This is a genomic window from Streptomyces sp. NPDC001678, assembly GCF_042892945.1.
Classification (GTDB): domain Bacteria; phylum Actinomycetota; class Actinomycetes; order Streptomycetales; family Streptomycetaceae; genus Streptomyces.
Genome location: NZ_JBIAUP010000004.1, coordinates 30,729 through 55,678, shown reverse-complemented (window position 1 = coordinate 55,678; position 24,950 = coordinate 30,729). Strand labels below are relative to the sequence as shown.

At 73.7% G+C, this 24,950-nt stretch carries 16 protein-coding genes; 12 read left to right on the top strand and 4 right to left on the bottom strand.

Translation table 11 applies throughout. The features are described from left to right. From nusA to ACFYZR_RS09590, 8 genes are all read left to right on the top strand, one after another. Positions 1-993, top strand: a complete 993-nt coding sequence (nusA, locus tag ACFYZR_RS09625) for a transcription termination factor NusA (protein WP_189451036.1) — start codon at positions 1-3, stop codon at positions 991-993. A 211-nt stretch (positions 994-1,204) separates the two neighbouring features. Next, on the top strand, positions 1,205-1,486 hold the full coding sequence (locus ACFYZR_RS09620) for a YlxR family protein (protein WP_391907460.1): 282 nt from the start codon (positions 1,205-1,207) through the stop codon (positions 1,484-1,486). A 153-nt stretch (positions 1,487-1,639) separates the two neighbouring features. Continuing rightward, a complete protein-coding gene (gene infB, locus ACFYZR_RS09615; RefSeq protein ID WP_391907457.1) occupies positions 1,640-4,714 on the top strand; it encodes a translation initiation factor IF-2 in 3,075 nt (1,024 codons plus the stop codon). A gap of 142 nt (positions 4,715-4,856) precedes the next feature. Further along, positions 4,857-5,153 carry a DUF503 domain-containing protein gene (locus tag ACFYZR_RS09610; RefSeq protein ID WP_391907455.1) on the top strand — a complete coding sequence of 99 codons (297 nt, stop codon included), beginning with the start codon at positions 4,857-4,859 and terminating at the stop codon, positions 5,151-5,153. Between the two features lie 54 nt (positions 5,154-5,207). After that, positions 5,208-5,663, top strand: coding sequence for a 30S ribosome-binding factor RbfA (gene rbfA, locus ACFYZR_RS09605; protein WP_391907453.1), 456 nt, complete (start codon positions 5,208-5,210; stop codon positions 5,661-5,663). After that, on the top strand, positions 5,663-6,565 hold the full coding sequence (gene truB / locus ACFYZR_RS09600) for a tRNA pseudouridine(55) synthase TruB (RefSeq protein ID WP_391907450.1): 903 nt from the start codon (positions 5,663-5,665) through the stop codon (positions 6,563-6,565). The genes rbfA and truB overlap by 1 nt, the downstream gene beginning before the upstream one ends. 283 nt (positions 6,566-6,848) lie before the next feature. After that, positions 6,849-11,810: a hypothetical protein gene (locus ACFYZR_RS09595; RefSeq protein WP_391907447.1), complete on the top strand. Its 4,962-nt coding sequence runs from the start codon at positions 6,849-6,851 to the stop codon at positions 11,808-11,810. A gap of 52 nt (positions 11,811-11,862) precedes the next feature. After that, positions 11,863-12,828, top strand: coding sequence for a bifunctional riboflavin kinase/FAD synthetase (locus ACFYZR_RS09590; RefSeq protein ID WP_391907445.1), 966 nt, complete (start codon positions 11,863-11,865; stop codon positions 12,826-12,828). A 67-nt stretch (positions 12,829-12,895) separates the two neighbouring features. Here ACFYZR_RS09590 and ACFYZR_RS09585 read toward each other — a convergent pair whose 3' ends face one another. From ACFYZR_RS09585 to eccE, 3 genes are all read right to left on the bottom strand, one after another. Continuing rightward, positions 12,896-15,673, bottom strand: coding sequence for an SCO5717 family growth-regulating ATPase (locus ACFYZR_RS09585; protein ID WP_391907441.1), 2,778 nt, complete (start codon positions 15,671-15,673; stop codon positions 12,896-12,898). Between the two features lie 276 nt (positions 15,674-15,949). Next, positions 15,950-16,723, bottom strand: coding sequence for a hypothetical protein (locus ACFYZR_RS09580; RefSeq protein ID WP_391908516.1), 774 nt, complete (start codon positions 16,721-16,723; stop codon positions 15,950-15,952). 59 nt (positions 16,724-16,782) lie between these two features. Continuing rightward, positions 16,783-18,099 carry a type VII secretion protein EccE gene (gene eccE / locus ACFYZR_RS09575; RefSeq protein WP_391908513.1) on the bottom strand — a complete coding sequence of 439 codons (1,317 nt, stop codon included), beginning with the start codon at positions 18,097-18,099 and terminating at the stop codon, positions 16,783-16,785. A gap of 202 nt (positions 18,100-18,301) precedes the next feature. Here eccE and eccB point away from each other — a divergent pair, with 202 nt between their 5' ends. From eccB to ACFYZR_RS09555, 4 genes are all read left to right on the top strand, one after another. Next, a complete protein-coding gene (eccB, locus tag ACFYZR_RS09570) occupies positions 18,302-19,864 on the top strand; it encodes a type VII secretion protein EccB (protein WP_391907438.1) in 1,563 nt (520 codons plus the stop codon). Between the two features lie 10 nt (positions 19,865-19,874). Beyond that, on the top strand, positions 19,875-21,197 hold the full coding sequence (mycP, locus tag ACFYZR_RS09565) for a type VII secretion-associated serine protease mycosin (RefSeq protein ID WP_391907435.1): 1,323 nt from the start codon (positions 19,875-19,877) through the stop codon (positions 21,195-21,197). Positions 21,198-21,484: 287 nt separating this feature from the next. Further along, positions 21,485-23,017, top strand: coding sequence for a PQQ-binding-like beta-propeller repeat protein (locus tag ACFYZR_RS09560; RefSeq protein ID WP_391907432.1), 1,533 nt, complete (start codon positions 21,485-21,487; stop codon positions 23,015-23,017). Between the two features lie 112 nt (positions 23,018-23,129). Continuing rightward, positions 23,130-24,518 (top strand): PQQ-binding-like beta-propeller repeat protein, encoded by a 1,389-nt coding sequence (locus tag ACFYZR_RS09555; protein ID WP_391907430.1) that lies wholly within the window; start codon positions 23,130-23,132, stop codon positions 24,516-24,518. Positions 24,519-24,573: 55 nt separating this feature from the next. Here the strand turns inward: ACFYZR_RS09555 and ACFYZR_RS09550 are convergent, their stop codons facing one another. Continuing rightward, positions 24,574-24,855 carry a DUF397 domain-containing protein gene (locus tag ACFYZR_RS09550; protein WP_391907428.1) on the bottom strand — a complete coding sequence of 94 codons (282 nt, stop codon included), beginning with the start codon at positions 24,853-24,855 and terminating at the stop codon, positions 24,574-24,576. Positions 24,856-24,950: the final 95 nt, after the last annotated feature.

The following is a 24,950-nucleotide window of genomic DNA, read 5'->3' as shown; positions in this document are numbered from 1 at the left end:
GTGGACATCGACATGAGTGCCCTGCGGGGTCTGGTGCGAGAGAAGGAGATCTCCTTCGACCTGCTGGTCGAGGCGATCGAGTCGGCCCTCCTCATCGCCTACCACCGCACCGAGGGAAGCCGCCGCCGCGCCCGCGTGGAGCTGGACCGGTCGACCGGGCATGTGACGGTGTGGGCCAAGGAGGACCCGCAGGACCTCGCCGAGGGCGAGGAGCCCCGCGAGTTCGACGACACCCCCTCCGGCTTCGGCCGGATCGCCGCGACCACCGCGAAGCAGGTCATCCTCCAGCGTCTGCGCGACGCCGAGGACGAGATCACTTTCGGTGAGTTCGCCGGCCGTGAGGGCGACGTCGTCGCGGGCGTCGTGCAGCAGGGCAAGGACCCCAAGAACGTCCTGGTCGACATCGGCAAGCTGGAAGCCATCCTGCCGGTCCAGGAGCAGGTTCCGGGCGAGGAGTACAAGCACGGCACCCGGCTGCGGACGTATGTCGTCCGGGTGGCCAAGGGTGTCCGCGGCCCGTCCGTGACCCTTTCGCGTACCCACCCCAACCTGGTGAAGAAGCTCTTCGCCATGGAGGTCCCGGAGATCGCGGACGGCTCGGTGGAGATCGCCGCCATCGCCCGCGAGGCCGGTCACCGCACCAAGATCGCGGTGCGTTCGACCCGCTCCGGCCTCAACGCCAAGGGCGCCTGCATCGGCCCGATGGGCGGCCGGGTCCGCGCGGTCATGGCCGAGCTCCACGGCGAGAAGATCGACATCGTCGACTGGTCGGACGACCCGGCCGAGCTGGTGGCGCACGCGCTGTCCCCCGCTCGGGTGAGCAAGGTGGAGGTCGTCGACCTGGCCGCCCGCTCCGCCCGGGTGACCGTCCCCGACTACCAGCTCTCCCTCGCCATCGGCAAGGAGGGGCAGAACGCCCGGCTCGCGGCCCGGCTGACCGGCTGGCGGATCGACATCCGTCCGGACACCGAGCAGCCGTCCGAGCGCGACTGAGTCGCGTACCGGCGTCCGGAAGCGGACGGGGGCGCGCACCCGGCGCCCCGAGCGGCCCCGAAAGGTCCGTAAAACAACCATGGTGGGCCGCTTCCGCCCTTGGCGGAGCCGGGCCGCGGCCCGTGAAACCAGCCGATCATGGCCGAAACGCATACGTGCGCGACCAGTGCCCCGAAGGGGTGAGGTCCGCGCGGGGAGGTAGACTTAACCAGTGTCTGGCCGGACGCATGCCCGCGCATGCCCTGAGCGCACCTGTGTGGGGTGCCGGGAGCGAGCGGCCAAGGGTGAACTGCTGCGGACCGTGGTGATCGAGGGATCGTGCGTCCCCGACCCTCGCGGTACGCTGCCCGGCCGGGGTGCCTCCGTGCATCCCACACTGGTCTGCCTCGATCTGGCGGTGCGCCGCCGGGCGTTTCCCCGGGCCTTCAAGGTCCCGGGGCCGCTCGACACGGCGGAGCTCCGCCGGTACGTCGAACAGACCGGTCAGCAGTAGAGATCGGCCCCGCATCACGCGGGGATGACCCATGTCAGGTACCTCGCGAGTTGGAAGTAGGTCGAGATTGCGATGAGCACTCGATGAGTACGCGATGAGTACGCCCATGAAGTAGCGACGGTCCGGCGGACACCCGGACCTAGAAGGAGCGAAGTGGCTAAGGTCCGGGTATACGAACTCGCCAAGGAGTTCGGAGTGGAGAGCAAGGTCGTCATGGCCAAGCTCCAAGAACTTGGTGAATTCGTCCGTTCGGCGTCCTCGACCATCGAGGCGCCGGTCGTCCGTAAGTTGACTGACGCATTGCAGGGGCCCGGCGGCAGCGCCGGCAAGTCCGCTGCGAAGCCCGCGGCGCCGCGCAAGGCAGCGCCCGCGAAGCCTGGTGCCCCCACTCCGGGTGCCCAGGCCCCCCGTCCCGCCGCCCCGGCCCCGAAGCCGGCCGCGGCCCCCAAGCCCGCCCCGGCGACGCCGGCCGCCGGCCCCGCGCCGACGCCCGGTCCGCGTCCGGGCCCGAAGCCCGCTCCGGCCGCCCCGGCCAAGCCGGCTCCGGTCACCCCGGTGCCCGCCGCGGAGTTCTCCGCGCCGGCCCCGGCCACGCCGTCCGAGCGTCCCGCCGCGCCACGTCCCGGTGCTCCCGGCCCGCGCCCCGGCGCCCGTCCGGGTCCCGCCGGTCAGCGTGAGGGCGGCCGCCCCGGCGAGCGTGCCCCGCGTGCCGGTGGTCCCGGCGAGCGCGCCCCGCGTCCCGGTGGCGCCCGTCCGGCCGGTCCCCGTCCGGGCAACAACCCCTTCACCTCCGGTGGCTCCACCGGCATGGCCCGTCCGCAGGCCCCCCGTCCGGGTGGCGCCCCGCGTCCGGGTGCCGGCGGTCCCGGTGCTCCCCGTCCGCAGGGCGGCCCCGGCGGCGCCCCGCGTCCGCAGGGCGGCGCTCCGCGCCCGACCCCCGGCGGCATGCCCCGTCCGCAGGGTGCCCCCGGTGGCGCCCCGCGTCCCGGTGGCGCTCCGGCCGGTAACCGCCCGAACCCGGGCATGATGCCGCAGCGTCCGGCTGCCGGCCCGCGTCCGGGCCCCGGTGGCGGCGGTCGCGGTCCCGGTGGCGGCGCGGGTCGTCCCGGTGGCGGCGGTGCCCGTCCGGGCTTCGCCGGTCGTCCGGCCGGTCCGGGCGGCGGCGGTCGTCCCGGTGGCGGCGGCGGTTTCGCCGGTCGTCCCGGTGGCGGTGGCCCCGGTGGTGGCGGTGGCGGCGGCTTCGCCGGTCGTCCGGGTGGCGGCTTCGGCGGTCGTCCCGGTGGTCCGGGTGCCCGTGGCGGCACGCAGGGCGCCTTCGGCCGTCCCGGCGGTCCGGCCCGTCGTGGCCGCAAGTCCAAGCGCCAGCGTCGCCAGGAGTACGAGGCCATGCAGGCCCCGTCCGTGGGCGGCGTGATGCTGCCGCGCGGCGGCGGCGAGACGATCCGTCTCTCCCGTGGTGCCTCCCTCACCGACTTCGCGGAGAAGATCGGCGCCAACCCGGCGTCGCTCGTCGCCGTGATGATGAACCTCGGCGAGATGGTCACGGCCACGCAGTCGGTCTCCGACGAGACGCTCCAGCTCCTCGGCGGCGAGATGAACTACCAGGTTCAGATCGTCAGCCCGGAGGAGGAGGACCGCGAGCTGCTCGAGTCCTTCGACATCGAGTTCGGTGAGAACGAGGGCGGCGAGGAAATGCTCGTCGCGCGTCCGCCGGTCGTGACCGTCATGGGTCACGTCGACCACGGTAAGACCCGACTCCTCGACGCGATCCGCAAGACCAACGTGGTCGCGGGCGAGGCCGGTGGCATCACCCAGCACATCGGTGCCTACCAGGTGACGACCGAGGTCAACGACGAGGACCGCAAGATCACCTTCATCGACACCCCGGGTCACGAGGCGTTCACCGCCATGCGTGCCCGTGGTGCGAAGTCGACCGACATCGCGATCCTCGTGGTGGCGGCCAACGACGGTGTCATGCCGCAGACGATCGAGGCGCTGAACCACGCCAAGGCGGCCGACGTGCCGATCGTGGTCGCGGTCAACAAGATCGACGTCGAGGGCGCCGACCCGACCAAGGTCCGCGGTCAGCTGACCGAGTTCGGTCTGGTGGCCGAGGAGTACGGCGGCGACACGATGTTCGTCGACATCTCCGCCAAGCAGGGTCTGAACATCGACAAGCTGCTCGAGGCCGTCGTCCTCACCGCCGACGCCGCGCTCGACCTGCGCGCCAACGCGGAGCAGGACGCGCAGGGCATCGCGATCGAGGCCCACCTCGACCGCGGTCGCGGCGCCGTGGCCACCGTCCTCGTCCAGCGCGGTACCCTCCGCGTCGGTGACACGATGGTCGCCGGTGACGCCTACGGTCGTGTCCGCGCGATGCTCGACGACAAGGGCCAGAACGTGGAAGAGGCGGGTCCGTCGACCCCGGTCCTCGTCCTCGGTCTGACCAACGTCCCGGGCGCCGGCGACAACTTCCTCGTCGTCGACGAGGACCGCACGGCCCGCCAGATCGCCGAGAAGCGCGCTGCGCGCGAGCGCAACGCCGCCTTCGCCAAGCGCACCCGCCGGGTGTCCCTCGAGGACCTCGACAAGGTGCTCAAGGCCGGTCTGGTCCAGGACCTCAACATCATCATCAAGGGTGACGCGTCCGGTTCGGTCGAGGCTCTCGAGTCCTCGCTGCTCCAGCTCGATGTGGGCGAGGAGGTCGACATCCGCGTGCTGCACCGCGGCGTGGGTGCGGTCACCGAGTCCGACATCAACCTGGCGACCGGTTCCGACGCGATCGTCATCGGCTTCAACGTCCGCGCCGAGGGCCGTGCCACGCAGATGGCCGAGCGCGAGGGCGTCGACGTCCGGTACTACTCGGTCATCTACCAGGCGATCGAGGAGATCGAGGCGGCCCTCAAGGGCATGCTGAAGCCGGAGTACGAAGAGGTCGAGCTCGGTACGGCGGAGATCCGCGAGATCTTCCGCTCGTCCAAGCTGGGCAACATCGCGGGTGTTCTCATCCGCTCCGGCGAGGTCAAGCGCAACACCAAGGCGCGCCTCATCCGCGACGGCAAGGTCATCGCGGAGGAGCTCAACATCGTCGGTCTGCGTCGCTTCAAGGACGACGTCACCGAGATCCGCGAGGGCTTCGAGGGTGGTATCAACCTCGGAAACTTCAACGACATCAAGGTCGACGACGTCATCGCGACGTACGAGATGCGCGAGAAGCCGCGCGGCTGAACAGCCGGGTAGCTGCACCGGGGCCGGTCGGCGGATCATATTTCCGTCGATCGGCCCCGGCCGTTGCGTGTACGGTTCGGTGAGTCCGTACACCGTGTACGGGAAAACCTCACGCCTCCCGGGTGGGCCTCACCCGTTACATATGTATGTAGGGACGCTGTCCTTCGACATCCTCCTCGGTGACGTCCGGTCGCTGAAGGAGAAGCGCTCCGTCGTCCGCCCGATCGTCGCCGAGCTCCACCGCAAATACGCGGTGAGCGTGGCGGAGGTCGGCGACCAGGACCTCCACCGCAGGGCCACCATCGGGGTGGCGGCGGTGTCCGGGGACCCGGGGCACCTCACGGACATACTGGACCGCTGCGAGCGCCTGGTCGCCGCACGGCCCGAGGTGGAGCTGCTGTCGGTACGACGGCGGTTCCACGGCGAGCACGACGACTGAGCGCGTCGGCGGCGCCGAGAGCACAATGCAGGAAGACGAGAAGGAGACGGACCAGTGGCCGACAACGCGCGGGCGAAGAGGCTGGCGGACCTCATCCGCGAGGTCATCGCCCAGAAGCTCCAGCGCGGAATCAAGGACCCGCGGCTGGGATCGCACGTGACCATCACGGACACCCGGGTCACCGGCGACCTGCGGGAGGCTACGGTCTTCTACACGGTCTACGGCGACGACGAGGAGCGTGCCAGCGTCGCGGCCGGACTGGAGAGCGCCAAGGGCATCCTGCGCTCCGAGGTCGGCCGGGCCGCGGGCACCAAGTTCACGCCGACGCTGACCTTTGTGGCGGACGCCCTGCCGGAGAACGCCCGGACCATCGAGGACCTCCTCGACCGGGCCCGCACCTCCGACGCCCAGGTGCGCGAGGCGTCCTCGGGCGCGACCTTCGCCGGTGACGCGGACCCGTACCGCAAGCCGGGCGAGGACGAGAGCGACGAAAAGGGCGCCGGCGCCTGATGAAGGAGAAGTACAGCGGTCCGGACGGCTTGATCATCGTCGACAAGCCGGCCGGCTTCACCTCGCACGACGTCGTCGCCAAGATGCGGGGCATCGCCCGCACCCGGCGCGTCGGCCACGCGGGGACGCTCGACCCGATGGCGACCGGTGTGCTCGTCCTCGGCGTCGAGCGGGCCACCAAGCTCCTCGGTCACCTCGCGCTGACCGAGAAGGAGTACGTGGCCACCATCCGCCTCGGGCAGAACACGGTGACCGACGACGCGGAGGGGGAGATCACCTCCTCCACCGATGCCTCCGGGGTCACCCGGGAGGCCGTCGACGCGGGCATCGCCAAGCTCACGGGCGCGATCATGCAGGTCCCGTCCAGGGTCAGCGCGATCAAGATAGACGGCGTGCGCTCGTACAAGCGGGCGCGCGAGGGCGAGGACTTCGAGATTCCCGCCCGGCCGGTGACCGTCTCGTCCTTCACCCTCCACGCCGTGATCCCCGCCCAGGCGGAGGACGGCACCCCGGTGCAGGACCTGCTGGTGTCCGTCGTCTGCTCCTCCGGCACCTACGTCCGGGCGCTCGCCCGTGACCTGGGCGCCGACACGGGCGTCGGCGGCCACCTCACGGCGCTGCGGCGCACCCGCGTCGGCCCCTACGGGATCGGCGACGCCCGCACGCTCGAGCAGCTCCAGGAGGAGCTGAGCGTGATGCCCGTCGCCGAGGCGGCGGCCGCCGCCTTCCAGCGCTGGGACGTGAACGAGGAGCAGGCCCGGCTGCTGGGCAACGGCGTCCGGATCAAGGTGCCGCTGTTCGACACCACGGGCCCGATCGCGGTCTACGGACCGGACGGCCGCTTCCTCGTGCTGGTGGAGAACCAGGGCGGACGGGCCAAGAGCCTGGCGGTCTTCGTCTAGCGGACCCCTTACGTCCGGCGGACTCCTCGCCGGCGGACCCTTTCCCGGCCCTGGCCGGACCCACCGTGGGGCGGGGAGCGCGTCGACTGCGACGCCTTCCCCGCCCCACGGTCCCCCTCCCCCTGGTCTCTATCCATCCGGGACGGATGATTCACCCCAACGGGCAGGCGCTCGGAGTGAACCAGGGGGGTGGAAGGGGGCGCGTTCAGGATGTGATCTGGTTTCGCCGATCATCCGCTGCCTACCGTCGTGTGGACCAGCACGCCGGGGAGGTTCGACGGAGATGAACGGTCGGCGGACCGATGCCGAGGAATCGCTCGTACGCATTCGCGACCTCGCAGGGCGCGAGCGCGGGACGGGATTCCTCGCCGACGACCGCGGCACCCTGATCACCAGCCATGAGGCGGTCGACGGACTGGCCAGGCTGGTGCTCCACGCCTCGGGCGATCTGACCTGCGTCGTCGGCGCCGAGAACGTCACGCCGCTGCCCGAGTACGACCTGGCGCTGGTGCGCACCGAGGGCCTGTGCGTCCCCCCGCTGCCGGTCGCCGCGGCCGTGAGCTTCGAGGACGACAAGGACGTCCGGCTGCGCGCCGGGCGCTGGTACGACGCGCGGATCATCGGCGACGTCCCGGTCACCTACACCGCCACCGACCGCTTCCATCTGCTCGGCGCCGCGCTGGAGCTGTCCCTGTCCGGCCGTTCGGGGCTGCGGCTCGGCGAGGAGGCCACCGGCGGGCCCGTCCTCGACGCCCGTACGGGGGCGGTCGTCGCCGTCCTCGGTACCGCGCTCCAGGCCGACCGCCGGGCCGCCGGATTCGCCATCCCGCTCCGGGCCGCCGCGGCGTCCTGCCCGGGCGGGGCGCTCGCGGAGCTCCTCGACCGCAACTCCGCCACCGTCCCCGCCTTCGGCGCCGACCTCAATCTGGCCGGCGCCCTCCAGCTCACCGCCACCGCCCTGGGCTCGGTCGTCACCCCGCGCGTCTGGCGCGATCCCGTGGAGCGCCCCGAGACCGAGCGGGAGTTCGCCCGCTTCCTGGACGGGGAGCCCGGCGCGGAGAGCGACGCCCTGGTGCTCGGCCTCGTGGGCGACCCCGGTACGGGCCGGACCACTGAGCTCGGCGCGCTCGCCGGCCGCCGGGCGCGCGGCGCCCAGCCCGCGCCCACCCTCTGGCTGCGCGGCGCGGACCTGCGCGTGGGCGACGAGAGCGTACGGGACGCGATCGCCCGGGCCCTCAAGGCCGCCGGCCGCATCGTCACCGCCTCGGCGGGCCCCGCCGGCACCATCGGGGACACCTCCGCCGCCACGCCCGAGGCCGTCGCCGGGCTCGCCCGCCGGGTCGGCCACCCCCTGCTCGTCCTCCTCGACGGGCCCGAGGAGATGCCGCCCGTCCTCGCCCACGCCCTGCCCGCCTGGACCGCCGCGACCGTCCGCTGGCTGGAGGAGAGCTCCTCCCGGCTGATCGTCGCCTGCCGCCCCGAGCACTGGGAGACCGCCGGCGCCCTCTTCCCGCCCGGCATCCTCCACCGCCCCGGCGGCGGCCCGTGCGCCCTGCCCCCGCCCTCGGGCCCCCGGGCCCTGCCGCCCTGCTCACGGCTGCCCGGACTCACCCCCGCCCAGGCCGCCGAGGTCCGGGCCTCCTACGGCATCCCGCCGGGCGCCGTCGACCCCGCCGACGCCGCCCACCCCCTCGCCCTGCGGCTGCTCGCCGAGGTCCGGGCGGCGCTGCCCGACGGCACGGTGGGCACCGGCGGCACCGGGGAGGCCGCCCCCGACCGGTGGGGCGTCTTCTCCGCCTACCTGGACCTGATCTGTCTGCGCATCGCCGTGCGCCTCGCCGCCTCCCGCCGCCCGCCGCTGCGCGGCCCCGCCGTCCGCCGGCTCGCGGCCCGGGTGGCCGGGCAGGTCCACGAGGCCGCCCGGCGCTGCCTCGGCCCGGGGCAGGGGGAGCTGGAGCGGGAGGCGTTCGAGGAGCTGTTCCCCTGGCGCACGGGCTGGGCCTCCGCCGTCCTCACGGAGGGCCTCCTCGTCCCGGCCGGCTCCGGCTACCGCTTCGCCCACGAGGAGTTCGCCGACTGGGTGCAGGGCTCCCACCTGGACCTCGACGCCGCGCTCTACGCGCTGGTGCACCGCTGGTACGAGCCGGCGGGGCCGCCCGCCGAGGCCGCCGTGCGGCTGCCCTCCCGCACGGGCGGCAAGGGGCCGCTGCCCACGCCGGGCGGCCATGTGCCGCCGCCGCCCGGCTCCGGGGCCGGGCGCGGCGGGGCGAAGGGCCGCCGTAAGCGCGGCGGGGGCCCGGCCGAGCCGCCGCGCCCGCTGCCGGTCCCGCGCCACCGGATCGGGCCCGTGCTCGCGGCCATGCTCCTGCTCGCCCGGCGCTCGGGCCCGACGGAGCTCTCCCGCCGCCTCAGCGCCCTCGTCCACGCCATCGAGACCCTCTCCCAGCGGGCGGCGGAGGCCGAGGCCAAGGAGGAGGGCGCCGGCCGCCGCCTGGGCGACCCCGCCTGGTGGGCCGCCCACCTCCTGGGCGAGACCCTGCTGCGCGTCCCCGACGCCACGCCGTACCTGGGCGTGCTCCGCCTCCTGGCCGAGCGCGTCACGGCCCGCTCCCTGGCCGTCGGCGGCTTCGACAGCGAGGCGGGACGCACCCTGGGCGGCCTCGCGGAGTTCGGCCCCTGGTTCTGGCTGCGGCTGCCGCTCGGCCTAGCCGACCGCCTGGAGCTCCTGCGCGTCCTGATCCCGGCCGACGGCCCGCCCCCGGGCGTCATGCAGGAGGCGGCGGCCCTGTCGGCCCCGCCGTCGACGGGCGGGACGGCGCGGGCGGCGGTACCGGGGCAGTCGCGCGGGGGTGCGGCGCGGGCCGATGGAGACGGGGAGGGAGACCGGGACGGAGGCAGGGACGGAGGCCGGGAGGGTGCCCACGGGTCCGATGGGGCCCGGCGTGGTGCGGCGCGGGCGGGCGCGGGGCGCGCGGGGGCGCGCGCCGCCGGTGGTGCGACCGGTGGTGCGACCGGTGGTGCGGCCGGTTCCGGTGCGCACCGCCGCGCTGGTACGGCCGGGCGGGTCCCGGGGCAGGGCGGTGCCACGGTGCCTGATGGGGGTCGTGGTGCCGGGACCGGTGAGTCGGACGAGGTACGTGGGACGTCCGGGGCGGCGGCTGCCGCAGCGGATGCCGGCACTGCGGGCCGCGCCGCAGGCCGAGGTGCTCCCGACGGTGGCGCGGACGCGGCTCGGGCGGCTCGGGCAGGCGAAGAGCGGGGAGCGGCTCGGGCGGGGGCTCGGGGCAGGGGCCCGGCGGCGGCTTGCGCCGGTGCGGCCTGGCACGCGGCAGGGAGCGGCGGGGGCGAGCCGGAGGCGTCCGACTGGGCCGACGGGCGCGGGGCCACCGGGAACGGCCGGGCGGACCGCGCGTCCGGCGGCGCGCGCGCCCCCTGGGGTGGCCAGGCGCCGCGTGTTCCCGGCCAGGCGCGGGGCGCGGGGGAGGAGTGGAACGGTGCCGGGCGCCCCCCGGTGCTGGGACGGCCCCGGAAGGCCGTCCCGGAGGAGGAACGCGTCATCTCCTACACCTCCGCCCGCCCCGGGGCGTACGAACCCCACGAGCCCCGCGAACCCGGCGTGCCGTACAGCGAGGGATGGTCGGACGCGTGGGCCCGGACCCGTTCCGCCGCCGGGCAGGAGCCGGGCGGAGCCCAGGAGCCCGCCGGGCCGGACGAGCCGATCGAGTCGATCGAGCTGGAGGTGGAGGTAGAGCTCCATCCGGAACCGCAGGTGCCCGCCATGACTGATGAGGGCGAGGAGGGCGGTGAGCATGAGGCCGCCGACAGCCCCGCCCACAAGGGCGCGGCGGCGGCCGCCCCGCCCGCCCGTCGGCGTACGTCCGGCGATGCCACGGCGGCGCTCGCCGACCGGTTCCTGACCGCCGTCGTGACCCTCTTCACCGCCGACCCCTGCGCCGCGCAGCCCCTCATGTGCCGCTGGTTCGCCGACGAGCGCCCCCTCCAGATCACCCCCGCCGGGGCCAGGGTCCGCCTCACCGTCGCCACCGCCGCCCAGGCCCTCCTCCACACCCACCGCCGCCGGGCCGTGGACGATCTGACCGAGGCGCTGGTGGAGGCCGCCCACCCCCGGGCCGATGAACTGCTGGCCGCCCTGGCCGAGGACGAGCCCTCCGCGCTGTGCCGGGCCGTGGACCGCTGGGCCCACGACGACCGCGTCGAGCGCCACGTGGCCGCCGCCGCGTACGCGCTGCGCACCGCCCCGCACGTCGTCACGTCCGCCGACCGCGAGCTGCTGCGCTACGCCGCGCTCGCCCTCCTGGAGCGGCCCGACGAGGGCACCCTCCACGGCACCGCGCTCGCCCTGCTCGTCGGCGACCCCGACACTCGCGCCCGGTACCTCCCGCAGGCCCTCGCGGCCTTCGCCACGGGCGAGCCCGACCTCCCGCCCGACGTGCTCGCCCCCGCCCTGGACACCCACCCCGACCAGGTGCTCGACGCCTTCCGGGCGCGGCTGTACGAGCCGGGGGAGCGGCCCGCCGCCGTGCTGCGCACCCTCGCCGGGATCTCCGCCCCCGCCACCCTGGCCCGGCGGATCACCACGCTGGTGCGCGAGCACGTCGACCACCGCCCCGAGGGCGCGGTCAACGCCGCCGAGTTCGTCGACCGCCGTCTGGAGTGCGGCCCCACCGCCCGTGCCGTGCTCTTCCCGCTCGTCGTCGACCTGCTGCGCACCGGGACGCCCCAGGTGCGCCGCGCCCTCGCGCCCGTCCTCGCCGGCCCCGGCACGGCCACCTCGCGCCCCCTGCGCCAGGAGCTGCTGGAGGTGCTGATGGAGCGCGAGGAGTACGGGCCGTACGACCGTGACGCCACCGTCCTCGACGCCCTGCTGCGCGCGGTGGCGGCGGGCGCTGCCGAGCGCACCGAGGCCCGTACCCGCGACCTCGTGCACCGCACGGGCCTGCTGATGGCGCGTACGCCCGAGGGCGCCGCCTGCTTCGACCGGAGACTGACCCAGCTCGCCCGGGAGATCCCGGTCTTCGGCGCCCAGGTTCGCGGTTGGCTGAAATCCGCACCGGCCCAGTGGGCCGTGGTCGTGGGCCCGAGCGCCCGTATCCGTCTGACCGCGGGGCGTGAGAAGGGGGGTGGAGGGGGTCAGGGGGGCGCGTCGGATCCCGCGCACCCAGCCGACGTGACCGGCACCGCACCGGCCGATGCGGGACGCCGCCAACCGGCATGGCACTCTTAGACCTGCGTCATCAGACAGACAAAGGTTCGGGTTCGGGCGAGGAGCGGGGACAGTGCAGCGCTGGCGTGGCTTGGAGGACATCCCCCAGGACTGGGGGCGCAGCGTCGTCACCATCGGCTCGTACGACGGCGTGCACCGCGGGCACCAGTTGATCATCGGTCGTGCGGTGGACCGGGCGAGGGAACTGGGCGTTCCCTCGGTCGTGGTCACCTTCGACCCGCACCCCAGCGAGGTCGTGCGCCCCGGCAGCCACCCGCCGCTGCTGGCGCCCCACCACCGGCGCGCGGAGCTGATCGCCGAGCTGGGCGTGGACGCGGTGCTGGTCCTGCCGTTCACGGCGGAGTTCTCGAAGCTGTCGCCCGCCGACTTCGTGGTCAAGGTGCTGGTCGACAAGCTGCACGCCAAGCTCGTCGTCGAGGGCCCCAACTTCCGCTTCGGCCACCGGGCCGCGGGCAACGTCGAGTTCCTCAAGGAGCTCGGCGGCACCTACGACTTCGACGTCGAGGTCATCGACCTCTTCGTCTCGGGCGAGGCGGGCGGCGGGCTGCCGTTCTCCTCGACGCTGACCCGGCGGCTGGTCGCCGAGGGCGACGTCGCGGGCGCCATGGAGATCCTCGGCCGGCCGCACCGCGTGGAGGGCGTCGTCGTGCGCGGTGCCCAGCGCGGCCGCGAGCTCGGCTTCCCCACGGCCAACGTGGAGACCCTGCCGCACACCGCGATCCCGGCCGACGGGGTGTACGCGGGCTGGCTGACCGTCGGCGGCGAGGCCATGCCGGCCGCCATCTCGGTCGGGACGAACGTGCAGTTCGACGCGACCGAGCGGACGGTGGAGGCCTACGCCATCGACCGCGTCGGCCTCGACCTCTACGGGATGCACGCGGCCGTGGACTTCCTCGCGTATCTGCGCGGCATGGAGAAGTTCGCGTCCATCGACGCGCTGCTGGACCGCATGGCCCAGGACGTGAAGCAGGCGCGCGACCTGGTCGCCGCGCACGAGGCGGCGGTCGTCGCGGGCTAGCCGAGACACGAGACAGCGCAGGGCCCCGGGCACGTACCTCGTGCCCGGGGCCCTGCGCTGTCACCGCTTACTGCTGCGGCGGCAGGGCCCAGCCGTCCTGCTGGGGCGGCTGCGGCTGCTGGGGCTGGGGCTGGCCGTACGGGCTCCCCGGCTGGGCCTGGGGCATGCCCTGCCCGTAGGGGTTGTACTGCGCCTCGGGCGCGGGCTGGGGAGCGTAGCCGCCCGGCATCGGCGGGGCCTGGTGGGGCGCCGCGTACAGGCCCTGTTGCTGCTGGGCGCGGACGAAGTCCTCGGCGACCATGGCGGAGAGGTGGAAGTACGCCTCGCGGGTCTTCGGCCGCATCATCTCCAGATCGACCTCGGCGCCGGTGGCCAGGTGCTCGTCGAAGGGCACGACCACGACGCCCCGGCAACGCGTCTCGAAGTGGGAGACGATGTCCTCGACCTTGATCATCTTTCCGGTCTCCCGGACCCCCGAGATCACGGTGATGCTGCGCGAGACCAGCTCGCCGTAGCCGTGCGCGGCCAGCCAGTCGAGGGTGGTGCTGGCGCTGCTCGCGCCGTCCACGGACGGCGTGGAGATGATGATCAGCTGGTCGGCGAGGTCGAGGACCCCGCGCATCGCGCTGTAGAGGAGGCCGGTGCCCGAGTCGGTGAGGATGATCGGGTACTGCTTGCCCAGCACGTCTATGGCGCGCCGGTAGTCCTCGTCGTTGAAGGTCGTGGAGACGGCCGGGTCCACGTCATTGGCGATGATCTCCAGTCCGGAGGGCGCCTGGGACGTGTAACGGCGGATGTCCATGTAGCTGTTGAGGTGCGGGATCGCCTGGACGAGGTCGCGGATGGTCGCGCCCGTCTCCCGGCGCACCCGGCGGCCGAGCGTACCGGCGTCGGGGTTGGCGTCGATCGCGAGGATCTTGTCCTGGCGCTCGGTGGCCAGCGTGGCTCCGAGGGCGGTGGTGGTCGTCGTCTTGCCGACGCCGCCCTTGAGGCTGATGACCGCGATGCGGTAGCAGGACAGGACGGGCGTACGGATCAGCTCCAGCTTGCGCTGCCGCTCGGCCTCCTCCTTCTTGGCGCCGAACTTGAAGCGGGCCGCCGGGTTCTGCTTCTTCGGCTTCTGCTTCGCTTTCAGCAGCCGCTCCGAGGACAGCTCGACCGCCGCCGTGAAACCGAGCGGGGCGCCGTGCACGGACCGCTGGCGCTGCTCCGGCGTCACGGTCGGCCAGCCGCCGGCCCGGGGGTCGACAGGGACCTCGGGGACACCGGGCTGGCCGGGGGCCTGACCGGGGGTCTGGCCAGGGGCCTGGGCGGGGTACGCGCCCGGGTGCGCCGCCGGGTCCATGGCCGGCGGGAGGGCGCCGGGCGGCGCCTGGTGGGCCGCTGCCGCTGCCGCTGCCGCTTCGGCGCCGGGGAGGGGCATGCCGGGCACCGGCGCGCCCGGCTGGGCGTAGGCCCCGGGCATACCGGGCTGCGGCTGCCCGGGCGCGGTGGCGGGAGGCAGCGCGCCGGGGTACGCGCTGGGCTCTGCGGGTGCGGCCGGTCGCGGATAGCCGTAGCCGTCCTGGGGCGTGGCCGAGGGCGGCATGGCAGCGCCGTCCGGCCGGGGGTAGCCGTAGCCGTCGTACGACGGCGGCACGGGCGCCCCCTCGGGACGCGGGTAGCCGTAACCGGCCTGCGGCGAGGCGGCGTTGGGAACGGGCATGCCGGGCGCACCGGGCATGCCGGGCGGCACGGGGGCGCCGGGGACCGGCTGCGGCAGTGCCGCGCCGGGCACCTCTGTCACGGGCACGGGACCGGGCGGCACGCCCGGGACACCGTACGGGGCGGGCGCGACGGGGGCGCCCCAGGGCGCGGGGGTGTTGGGCGCGCCGGGAATGCCGGGGACGGCCGGTGCGCCGGGGGCGCCGTCACCGGTCGGAGCGGGCGCGCTCGGCACGGGGGGAGGGGGAGTGGTGGGTGCGGGGTTACCGGCCGGAGCCGCGGCGGGCGCGCTGTCGAAGCCGGTCGGCGCGGGAGTGGCCGGTGCGCCGGGAACGCTGGGGGCGGCCGGTGCGCCCGGGACGGCCGGTGCGCCGTCACCGGTCGGCGCGGGGGCCACCGGGGGTGCGTCCGCGACCTGCGGCGTACGGGCGTCGCCCGCCGTGCCGTCCTCGTCCTGGGACGAAGTAGTCGATGCGGTCGGCACGGCCGGCACGGGCTGCGGGGCCTCGCCGCCGACAGGCGCCACCGCTTCGTCGGACGGTTCGTCGGGCGAAGCCGTGACGGCGGGCACGTCGCTCTTCGCCGCCACGGCCGCCACGGCGTCCACCGGCTTCCCGGCGTCGGCGCTCCGGGCCGCGACCGGCGCGTCCGCCTCGGGGTGCGGCATCCCGTGGTCCGGCGCGGCGGGGTGCGGAGCCTGCGGGGGCGGCGGCCAGGCGGCCGGGGGAGCGGTCTGCTGGGCCGCGGGCGGGAAGTTGGGCGGCAGCGGCGGCAGGGAGCCCTGGGGCGCGGGAGGCGGGGTCCACGCGGGCGCCGGGGCCTCGGCCGGCGCGGGCGCCGGAGCCGGGGCGGCCCACGCGTCCTCGCCGCTCGGAGCAGACGAAAGCGGTGTAACTGGAGCAACAGGCGCAACCGGAGCAACAGGTGCGGCAGGCGCGACCGGAGCAACCGGCGGCGCCGGCGTGGGCGCGGGCGCCGCCGCCGGCGCGCCCTGCGTGTACCACGCGGGCGGCGTGTAATCGATGGTGAACTCGCCCGTGTGCTCGGGCTCGTGTTCGTATCCCGGCCGGTGGTCGGCGTCGGACCGGTCCTCGCCGGCTGTCTTCCCGGCCGCTCGGATCTCGTCCCGATCGCTGCTCACAATGCCTCCTGCTGGTGTGGTCGGCTGCCCATGGGTTTCGGTGGACTCAGCTGGCGGGGCCGACCGTTACTGTCGCCCCGACCGCCCGGATTTCCCCATCCGTCGCAGGACAGGACCGGCGTCGGGTTCTCCAGTGCGTGCGTACGTTCTTACAGACTAATCGTCATCCGCATCTCCGCGGCAGGCCCGCCCCCGCCCCACCACCCGCCCCTCGGTGCGGCAAGGCTTCCCCGCGCGGGGGCGGCGACACCGCTCCCGCGCCGGTGGAGCCGGGTGTCACTCCATGCGCCGGGCGGCGCCCAGCAGACCCGTCTCCGGCTCGGTCGGCAGGGTGGTGACATACATTCGTGACGAACGCGTGCACCAAAGCGTGATGCCATCGGGGAGCGTGGACAGCGTTTCGACGTCCTCCGGCGGCAGGTTCATCGTCCGGCCGATCTGCCGGGCCTCGTCGGGCGCCACCCGCTGGACGCCCACCAGATCCGCCTGGGCCATCAGACGCGGCGTGGTGGGGCTCGGATAGGGGAGCAGGGTGAGCACCGACTGCCAGGGCGCCGGGCCCGTACGGCCGCGCGGCGGCCGGGCCCCGCAGTCGCGGACGACGAGCACGGGGCTGTGCACGGACGGCCCCTGCGGCGGCATCCGGCCGACGTCGTGGAGCGTGACGCACTGCTGCCCGCTGTTCGCCGACTGCGCGAGCGTCGTCCACAACTGCCGCCGTGCGGTCTCGACGGCGACCCGCGCCCCCGTGCCGACCGCGCGCAGCGCGATGACCTGGGCCGTCCACGCGCCGCCGACCAGGACCACCTCGTAGGGAACGGGCCGCCCGAGGCCCAGGACGGCGGGGGTGCCCTGCTCGTCGGAGCCGATGACCACCCCGTCGTCGCCCACGGGCAGCGCCAGCGACGCGAACTCGTCGGGAGCCAGCTCATGCCGCCCGCGGCGCGGCCCGAGCAGCCCGAAGCCGAACCGCGCCCGACGGGCGGGCGCCGGGGCCGCAGATCCGCCCAGGTCCGTCACCCCGACCGGGACCGCCCCCGCCGGATCCATCACGGGTGCTGCCGCCACAGGCGCCGCCGCCATGGGCGATGCCGTCACCGGAGTGTCCATCAACGCGTCCCTCCCAGCGGCAGCGTGGCGAGCACGCCCGGCACCTGCTCGTGGTCCAGCCGGACCAGCCCGACCTTCACCGCCCGGGCGGCCCGCTCCAACTCGCGCCGCACCGCGCCCAATTCATCCGCACTGCGCCCGCATATCCGTATATGCCCCGTCAGCGTCGGCGCGTGCCGCCCTTCGAGCGTCCGTCCCCGGCCGAGCGTCAGGCTCAGCGTCGTCGACAGCGCGGGCAGCGACGTGAGCAGCGCGGCCAACTGCGGCAGACCCGCGCCGCCCGCCCCCAGCCGGGGCCAGCGGCTCACCCAGTACACCGAGTGCCAGCGGTCGTCGCAGCGCCAGGCGCGCGAGGTCTCCGCCGTGCGCCGCGCGGGTGCGTCGGCGCGGCCCGCCCGTGCCGTGGCCGCCGGATTGAGGTCGGCCGACGCCGCGAGGGCGGCCGTCAGCTCCTCCTCGGACAGCGGCGTCGCCGCGAACCCGGCGCCCGGCAGCCGGCTGGCCAGCTGCCGCGCCGCGCGCAGCACACAGCGCCGCGCCCCCTCGGCGCCGCCTCCGCGCGCCGCCACGGCCTCCGGGCACAGCTCCGGGTCGAACTTCAGCGCCACCCAGGTCTGCCGCACCGCGGGGGCGCCGCTCATCTCGTGCAGCAGCGCGTAGTTCCGCGCGGGCAGCGCCTGCCCGGGCAGATGCGGGGCGGGCGCCGGCAGGGTGTTCTGCACCACCTGCACCGACTCCAGCAGGACGCCGTCCACGTCCATCGCGTCCCGCAGCAGATCCAGCGGCAGCGCACGCTCGGTCCGCGAGGCACGCAGCGGCCGGTCCACGGCGTCCACGCGCAGTACGGCCGTCAAGAACGTGCCGTCGCCGACCAGCCCGAGCGGCCGCCCGTCGCGATCGGTGAACGACTCGGTCCACAGCGCCGGTTCGCACTCCACCAGGGGCGCCAGACGCGGATCCGTACCCGGCGGCACCGGCTGCGCCGCCGCCCGCCGCGCCCGTCGCCGCAGCGCCACCACGGCCGTCAGCCACTCCACGACGGGCCGCCGCCCGAGCCGTACGAACGCCGGCGCCACCAGCACCGCCGCGACCACCACGGCCGGGACGAGCGCCACCCGCCCACCCGCCCAGCCGGCGAGCACCACGGCAGCCGCGAGCTCCAGCAGCACCAACTGCGGCAGCCGGACCGGCCCCAGCGCCCCGCGCCCCGACGCCGGCCGGGGTACGACACCTCCGGTGCCGCTCCGGGCACCACCCCCGGCACCGGCGGTCCGCGCACCGGACTCCGGACCCCTCCCGGCCCGTACGCGCGCCATGGCAGCCACGACCCGTCAAGCCCCCTCGCACATCCCGGAATGCACCGCCGGGAAATCGGATGCCGCCTCGGGAGCCCTCCCCCGGCGACAGGTGTCGATCACTTACGGGCATAGTAGAGGCTCGGTACGACACCGGGCCCGATAGGGCGACGCCGGGCGACCGAGGGAAGCCACGGCGAAAACGGGGGAGAAACAGCTCGAGATGGCATCACGGCGGGACGAACTCAACGCCTACACCTTCGCGAAGAAACGGACGGTTGCCGCTTTTCTTCAGCCCTCGCCCACCGGTTCCGAAGAAGGCGCCCCGCGTCCGCTGCGCACGGTCGTGCCCGGCGTCGTCATCGGTGCCCTGCTCGTCGCCGGCTTCGGCGCCTGGGGCGTGTTCCGGCCCGTGGCGCCCAAGGGGTGGGACGACGTCGCCGCCCATGTGATCGTCGGCAGCGACTCCACCACCCGCTACGTCGTGCTGAAGACGGACGGCAGGAAGCAGCTCCACCCCGTCCTCAATCTCGCCTCCGCCCGGCTGCTCCTCGCCCCCGGCAAGGCCGGAGTGATCAAGGTCCGGGAATCCGAGCTCGACGACGGACATATTCCGCGCGGTCCCACTCTCGGCATTCCGTACGCACCGGACCGAATGCCCACCGCGACCCAAGCGGGCAAACCGAAACAATGGGCTGTCTGCCAACAACCCGGGGGCAACGGGAAAACCACCCAGAAAGCGGTCTTCCTTTTCTCCGCGAACGACCCGAAGGCCAGGACGCTCAGCGGCGCCGGACGCCTGCGCGGCGACCGGGCCCTCTACGTCCAAGGGCCCGACGACGCCCGCTACCTCGTCGACCCCAAGGGCACCCGCTACCTCATCGGTGGGCCCGACTGGCAGCACCAGGACCCCGCCGACCGCAGCGTCCTCCTGCGCGCCCTCTTCCCCGACGGCGCCCAGCCCCAGCGCGTCACCAAGGAATGGCTGGGCACCCTCGGCGAGGGCACGCCCATCACCGTCCCCACCGTCGGCGGCCGCGTCGGCGCACCGGCGGGCGTCCCCACCCTCAAGCCCACGGCCAACCGCGTCGGCATGATCCTCCAGGCCCCCACGGGCGCCACCACCCAGCACTACGTCGTGCTGCCCGGCAAGGTCGCCCGCGTCTCGGAGTTCGTCGCCAAACTCCTCCTCAGCAGCCGCGACCTCGCCCCCCTCGGCCAGGCCGGCGCCCCCGAGCGTGTGAGCGCCGCCGACTTCACCCCCGACGCCGAGGAGTTCCACGGCGTCGACCACTGGCCCGCCCAGGTGCCCCGCCTCGCGGGCGCCGGCGACCCCCTCGCCGGCGGCGGCACCGTGTGCGCCCTCTTCGGCGGCCTCGACGCCTCCGGTACCCCCGACCTCGGCGTCTGGACCGGCAAGGACTACCCCGCGACCATCCCCGACGGCGCCACCAGCGCCTATGTCACCCCCGGCTCCGGCCTCCTCTACCGCCAGGTCACCGGGCGCCAGACCCACAGCGGCGCGGTCTTCCTCGTCACCGACACCGGACTGCGCTACGCCGTCCAGTCCAACAACGACAGCGCCACCGGCAAATCGAAGATCGGCGAGGAGCCCGCCGACACCCGGCCCGGCGAGCCGCCCACGGTCCCCGAGGCCGACCAGGCCCGCGTCCGGCTCGGCTACAAGGACGTCGACCCCGTGCCCGTCCCCGCGAACTGGTCCCAGTTCCTGCCGACCGGGCCACGGCTGGACACCAACAGCGCCAAGCAGCCACAGGGTTCGTGAGGGAACGCCCGTGAACGCCCTGAACGCCCTGAACGCCCTGGGTGCCCTGAGCGCCCGTAAGCGAACGCAGGCCCTCCTCTCCGCCACCCTGCTGACCGCCCTCACCACCGGCGCGGCGCCGACCTCCATCACCGCCCCCGCACCGGTCGCCCTCGACGGCAGCGGCGAGTGCACCTACCCCGCCAAACCCATCAAGGGCACCCCCTGGTCGCTCCAGCGCGTCCTCCTCGACCAGCTCTGGCAGGACACCCGGGGCAGGGACGGCCACGGCAACCCCGTCCGCGTCGCCGTCATCGACACCGGCGTCGACAACCTCAACCCGCAGCTCAAGGACGCCGTCGACGCCAAGAGCGGCACCGACCTGCTCACCGGCGCCAAGGACCAGGCCCCCGCCACCGGACCGACCGGGCCGACCGGATCCGCCGGACCCTCGGGTGCCACCGTCGACCCCGTCGGCCACGGCACCAAGGTCGCCGGCATCATCGCCGCCCGCCCCTCCCCGACGAGCGGATTCGTCGGCATCGCCCCCGAGTCCGTCATCATCCCGATCCGGCAGAACGACGAGAAGGGCACCGGCACCTCCCGCACCCTCGCCGTCGGCATCCGCCAGGCCGTCGACGCGGGCGCCCGCGTCATCAACATCTCCCAGGACACCGCCACCCCGCTGCGCCCCGACTCCGACCTGGAACAGGCCGTCCAGTACGCCCTCTCCCACGACGTCGTCGTGGTCGCCTCGGCCGGCAACGACGGCGCCGACGGCCAGGCCAAAGCCACCTACCCGGCCGCCTACCCCGGTGTCCTCGCCGTCGGCGCCTCCGACCGCAACAACGAACGGGCGCCCTTCTCCCAGTCCGGCGACTTCGTCGGCGTGGCCGCGCCGGGCGTCGACATGGTCTCCACCGTTCCCGGCGGCGGGCAGTGCGTCGACCACGGCACCAGCTTCTCCGCCCCCTACGTCGCCGGAGTCGCCGCGCTCATCCGCGCCAAGCACCCCGACTGGAAACAGCACCAGGTGGTCGCCCAGATCGAGCAGACCGCGGAACGCCCGTCCGCCGGCCGTGACCGCTACATCGGCTGGGGCGTCGTCGACCCCGCCCGCGCCCTCACGGAGGACGACCACCCCCTCGACCGCGTCACCGCCCCCGACGACCCGGCCCACCCCGTCGCCGCCCCCGAACCCGCGGCCCTCCCCCTGGGCGAGACCCCGCAGGGGCGACAGACCCGCCTGGCCACCTACGCCCTGGGCGGCACCGCCGCGCTGGTCGCCGCGATCGCCGGCACCGCCGTCGTCGTACGCGACCGCAACCGCCGGCGCGGGCGCGCGGATTCGTGAGCGCGCCGATGTCCGGACGGACGGGTGAGCGCGCCGGCGCCCGTACGGCCGTGGGCGCACCCGTGGCTGTACGAGCCGGCGCCCACGGGCCGAAGCCGTTGTCGGGCGGCCCGGTCCGGCGCCGTGGGGCGCGGCCGGGTGAGCAGGAACCGCCGTCGCGCCACTTACCGGCGCTGCCCCGTTCACCGTCGCAGTCGCACGCAGAGCCATAGGCGCGCGGCCGCGACCGTGGCCGTATCCCGCCCACCGCCCCACCGGGGCGGGCCCGGTACCGCAGGAAGGAATCCATGACTCAGCCACCACCCGTTCCCCCGCACGGCGGGGCGCTCCCGCCGGAGGCTCCGCGGCAGCGTCCGCCCCAGGTCTGGGACACCCGCTACGACCAGCGCGATCCGCGTACCGTTCCGGCGGCGTCGGATGGCCGGCCACAGGCCGGGCCGGTCGGCTTTGGGCCGGCCCCCGGGGCGTTCGGGCCGTCGGCGTCGGACGGCCCGGACACGGCCGGCGGCACCGGCGAGGGCGGCAAGCGGCGCAAGGCCCTGCTCATCGGACTGGGGCTGCTGCTGGTGGCAGGCGTGAGCACGGGCGGCTGGCTCCTGTGGGGTGGTAGCGGAAACGATCCTTCGCCGAAGCCCAAGGGCCCGGTACAGGCGATCGATGCCAAGCTCGACTGGATGGCGTCGGTTCCCGAGGAGGACGGCAAGAGCGTCCGCCCGATGGGGGCGTTGTGGTACGCCAAGGACAATGTCGTACTGACCACCAGCCGGGCGGTGACGGCGTACAACGTCAAGACAGGCAAAGCCAGCTGGAGCGTCTCCGTCCCCGGATACGCCTGCAAGAGTTCCTCGAAGCCCGTCGACGGAATCGTCGCGGTCGTCCACGGCAAGGGCCCTTACGACTGCAACATGTTGATGGCCGTGGACCTGGGGCGCGGCCGTGCGCTGTGGTCGAAGGAGCTCACCAACGAAAAGGGCCTGAGCAGTAATAACGATTCGGCCAGCATCGCGATCGGTCAGGGCGTCGTGTCGGTGGCGGACGTCGGCGAGCCGAGGGTTTTCGCCATCGGGGACGGTGCCCGGCGCAAGCCCCACGATTACGGCTGTCAGGAGCGGTCTTCGATCGCCGACGGATCATCGTGGTTGACCGTCGCCGAATGCCAGCTCTTCGGGCGGACATTCGTCATGGAGGTGGACCCCAGGACCGGCATGGAGAAGTGGGTCTGGAAGGTCCCGGCCGGAATCACGGTCAGGAACGTCCTCTCCGTGAAGCCCGCCGTGCTGGCCGTGAGCCGGGAGAACGACACCAACCTCTCGGACCTCGTCAGCCTCGACGAGAACGGGCACCTGAAGACGCTGATATCCCTCTCGGCCGGCCCGTACAACCTCACGGACTGCAGGTTCGCGGAGTTGACGTCCTGCCGTATGGCGGTGGTCGATGGCGACACGGTCTATTTGTCCACGCTCGCCAAGGAGACCACCAACGACGGTGCCAGCCCCAATGCCGTCGTCGCGATCGACCTGACCACGGGCAAACAGCGCTGGACCACCACGCTGGGCGGCAACCGGGGAAACCGCCCTGTGACCATGCACGAGGGGCGCCTGCTCGTCTATCAGCAGGCCACGAAGGACGAGAGCGGAAAACTGCTGTCCCTCGACCCGGCCGACGGGAAATCTGCCGACTTCATGAAGATGCCCCAGGAATCCAATGAACGCGAATACGAGCTCGGTCGCCTGGGCACCGCCTACTTCCACGACGGCCGCTTCTATCTGGTCACAGACGAGGGAATCAGGGACCACGCGATGATGATGTCCTTCCACTGACGAGTGTGTGTCCCCGAATGAGAACAGCGATCCAGGAGCCCGGTCAGTGACGCAACCACCCCACCCCTCGTACGGGTACCCGCACCAGTCGACGCCGCCATCGCTTCCACCGATGGCATCGACATCTTCCGGAGCCGTCCAGCGGCCCGTCTCCAGTCTCGGCGGGAACTTCACCCCTCACCGGCCGCTGTGGCGCAGGCCGGCCGTGCTCATCGGCCTGGTTCTCGCCCTGCTGCTCACGGCGGGAGGCTGGGCGCTGTGGTCCTTCCTGGGCGACGACTCGCCGAAGCCGGGAAAGAAAGCCGGTGACCAGGCCGGGAGCGCGGGGTCGGTCGCCTGGTGGGCGAAGGCGCGGACCAAGCCCGACGACAAGGTGGCGCAGTCCCTGGGCACGTGGACCACGTCGACGCTCGTCGTCAAGGCCGAACCGGACGTGGTCACGGCCTATGACATCAGGACCGGAGAGAAGAAGTGGTCCTTCCTCCTCACGGGTTCGCTCTGCGCGGCCTCCCGGGACACCGAGGGGAACGTGGCGGTCGTCGCCGTCATGTTCGGGAGCCACTGCCTCAACCTCAAGGCCATCGACCTGCGCGACGGCCATCGGGTGTGGGACGAGCTGCTGGTGGAGGAGAAAGACGCGGGGGACAACCTCGACCCCGATAAATGGGGCAAGTCCGGCCCGAAGCTCGCCGTCCACGACGGCCACGTCTATACGGCGTGGAAGGACGGCGAGCAGACGCGCAGCCTCGCCGACGGCAAACGCGTGGACCAGCAGAAACAGAACGCCTGCGAATGGGCCGACGCGGCGGGTGGCAAACAGCTGATCGCCATCACCTACTGCGGTGACCGCGAGATCAAGATTCGCTCGCTCGACCCCAGGAAGCTGGACAAGCCGCGGTGGAGTACATCGCTCAAGCGCAATGACGGCTTCGTGTCCGTCATCTCCACGGACCCGCTGGTCCTCTCGCAGTCACCCGGCACCGGTGGCGACGACAGCCGTTACGACTTCGTCGTCCTGGACCCGCAGAGCGGAAAGGAGAAGACGCGCGTTCCCTACAACAGCTACTGGCGCCTGGGCGAGTGCTTCCTCTCGACGTCCGGTTGTACCGGAGCGCTGGCTGACAAGGACGCGCTGTATGTCGCGGGACAAGGCGTGACGATGGCTTACGACCTCACCACCGGCAAGGAACGCTGGACCTACAAGGGCGATGCCAATCGCGTCGCGATCCCGGTGGCCGTACGGAAGGGCCAACTGGCCACGTTCATTCCGGCGACGCCCGACCGCCCCGGACGCACCGCCTATGTGTCAGCGGCGACCGGCAAGGAAGTCCGCACCGTCGACCACTCGGACAACGAACGGGACCGCAAGAACGAGGCCGTAATGGGCAAGGCCCCGGGCGCCCCACGCCTGGTGAACGACCGCCTGCTCCTGACCAACGACGGGCCGATCGGCAGCGAGGACGACGGCACCATCTTCGCGATCAGCGCTCCGGACGCGTGACCGCGGTGACGGCGCGGGGCGTGTCGGCCATACCCGGCACGCCCCGCGCCGGCCGTCACCCCTTGGCGCCGGAAGCGGTATCGGTCTTCCCGTCACCGGTGTCTTCGACCTCGATGTCGAACTCCCCGTCGCGCACTCCCAGTACGAACGCCTCCCACTCGCTCGCGGTGTAACGCAGCACCGTGTCGGGGTCGTTCGACGCCCGCATGCCGACGGCGCCGCCCTCCAGATACGCGATCTCCACACGAACCTCGGAAGTGTCGCCCGGGGCACTGAGCCACTCGGCGCCCGAGATGTCCATGGCGTACAGCGCTTCCTTCTCTTCTTCTGTGGCCACTGCGCGGGGCTCCTCTTCCGATCAGCCGACGGTATGGGTGCGAGGCACCGCCGCCGACGCTAGCAACCGGCGAGGGTCTCGGGGCGGGACTTCGG

What these genes read in the sequence shown, in the direction of transcription:
- ACFYZR_RS09610 (WP_391907455.1), top strand. Translation starts at nt 4,857, where the DNA reads ATGTATGTAGGGACGCTGTCCTTCGACATCCTCCTCGGTGACGTCCGG.
- ACFYZR_RS09555 (WP_391907430.1), top strand. Translation starts at nt 23,130, where the DNA reads ATGGCATCGACATCTTCCGGAGCCGTCCAGCGGCCCGTCTCCAGTCTC.
- eccE (WP_391908513.1), bottom strand. Translation starts at nt 18,099, where the DNA reads ATGGCGCGCGTACGGGCCGGGAGGGGTCCGGAGTCCGGTGCGCGGACC.
- ACFYZR_RS09580 (WP_391908516.1), bottom strand. Translation starts at nt 16,723, where the DNA reads ATGGATCCGGCGGGGGCGGTCCCGGTCGGGGTGACGGACCTGGGCGGA.
- ACFYZR_RS09595 (WP_391907447.1), top strand. Translation starts at nt 6,849, where the DNA reads ATGAACGGTCGGCGGACCGATGCCGAGGAATCGCTCGTACGCATTCGC.
- truB (WP_391907450.1), top strand. Translation starts at nt 5,663, where the DNA reads ATGAAGGAGAAGTACAGCGGTCCGGACGGCTTGATCATCGTCGACAAG.
- eccB (WP_391907438.1), top strand. Translation starts at nt 18,302, where the DNA reads ATGGCATCACGGCGGGACGAACTCAACGCCTACACCTTCGCGAAGAAA.
- ACFYZR_RS09560 (WP_391907432.1), top strand. Translation starts at nt 21,485, where the DNA reads ATGACTCAGCCACCACCCGTTCCCCCGCACGGCGGGGCGCTCCCGCCG.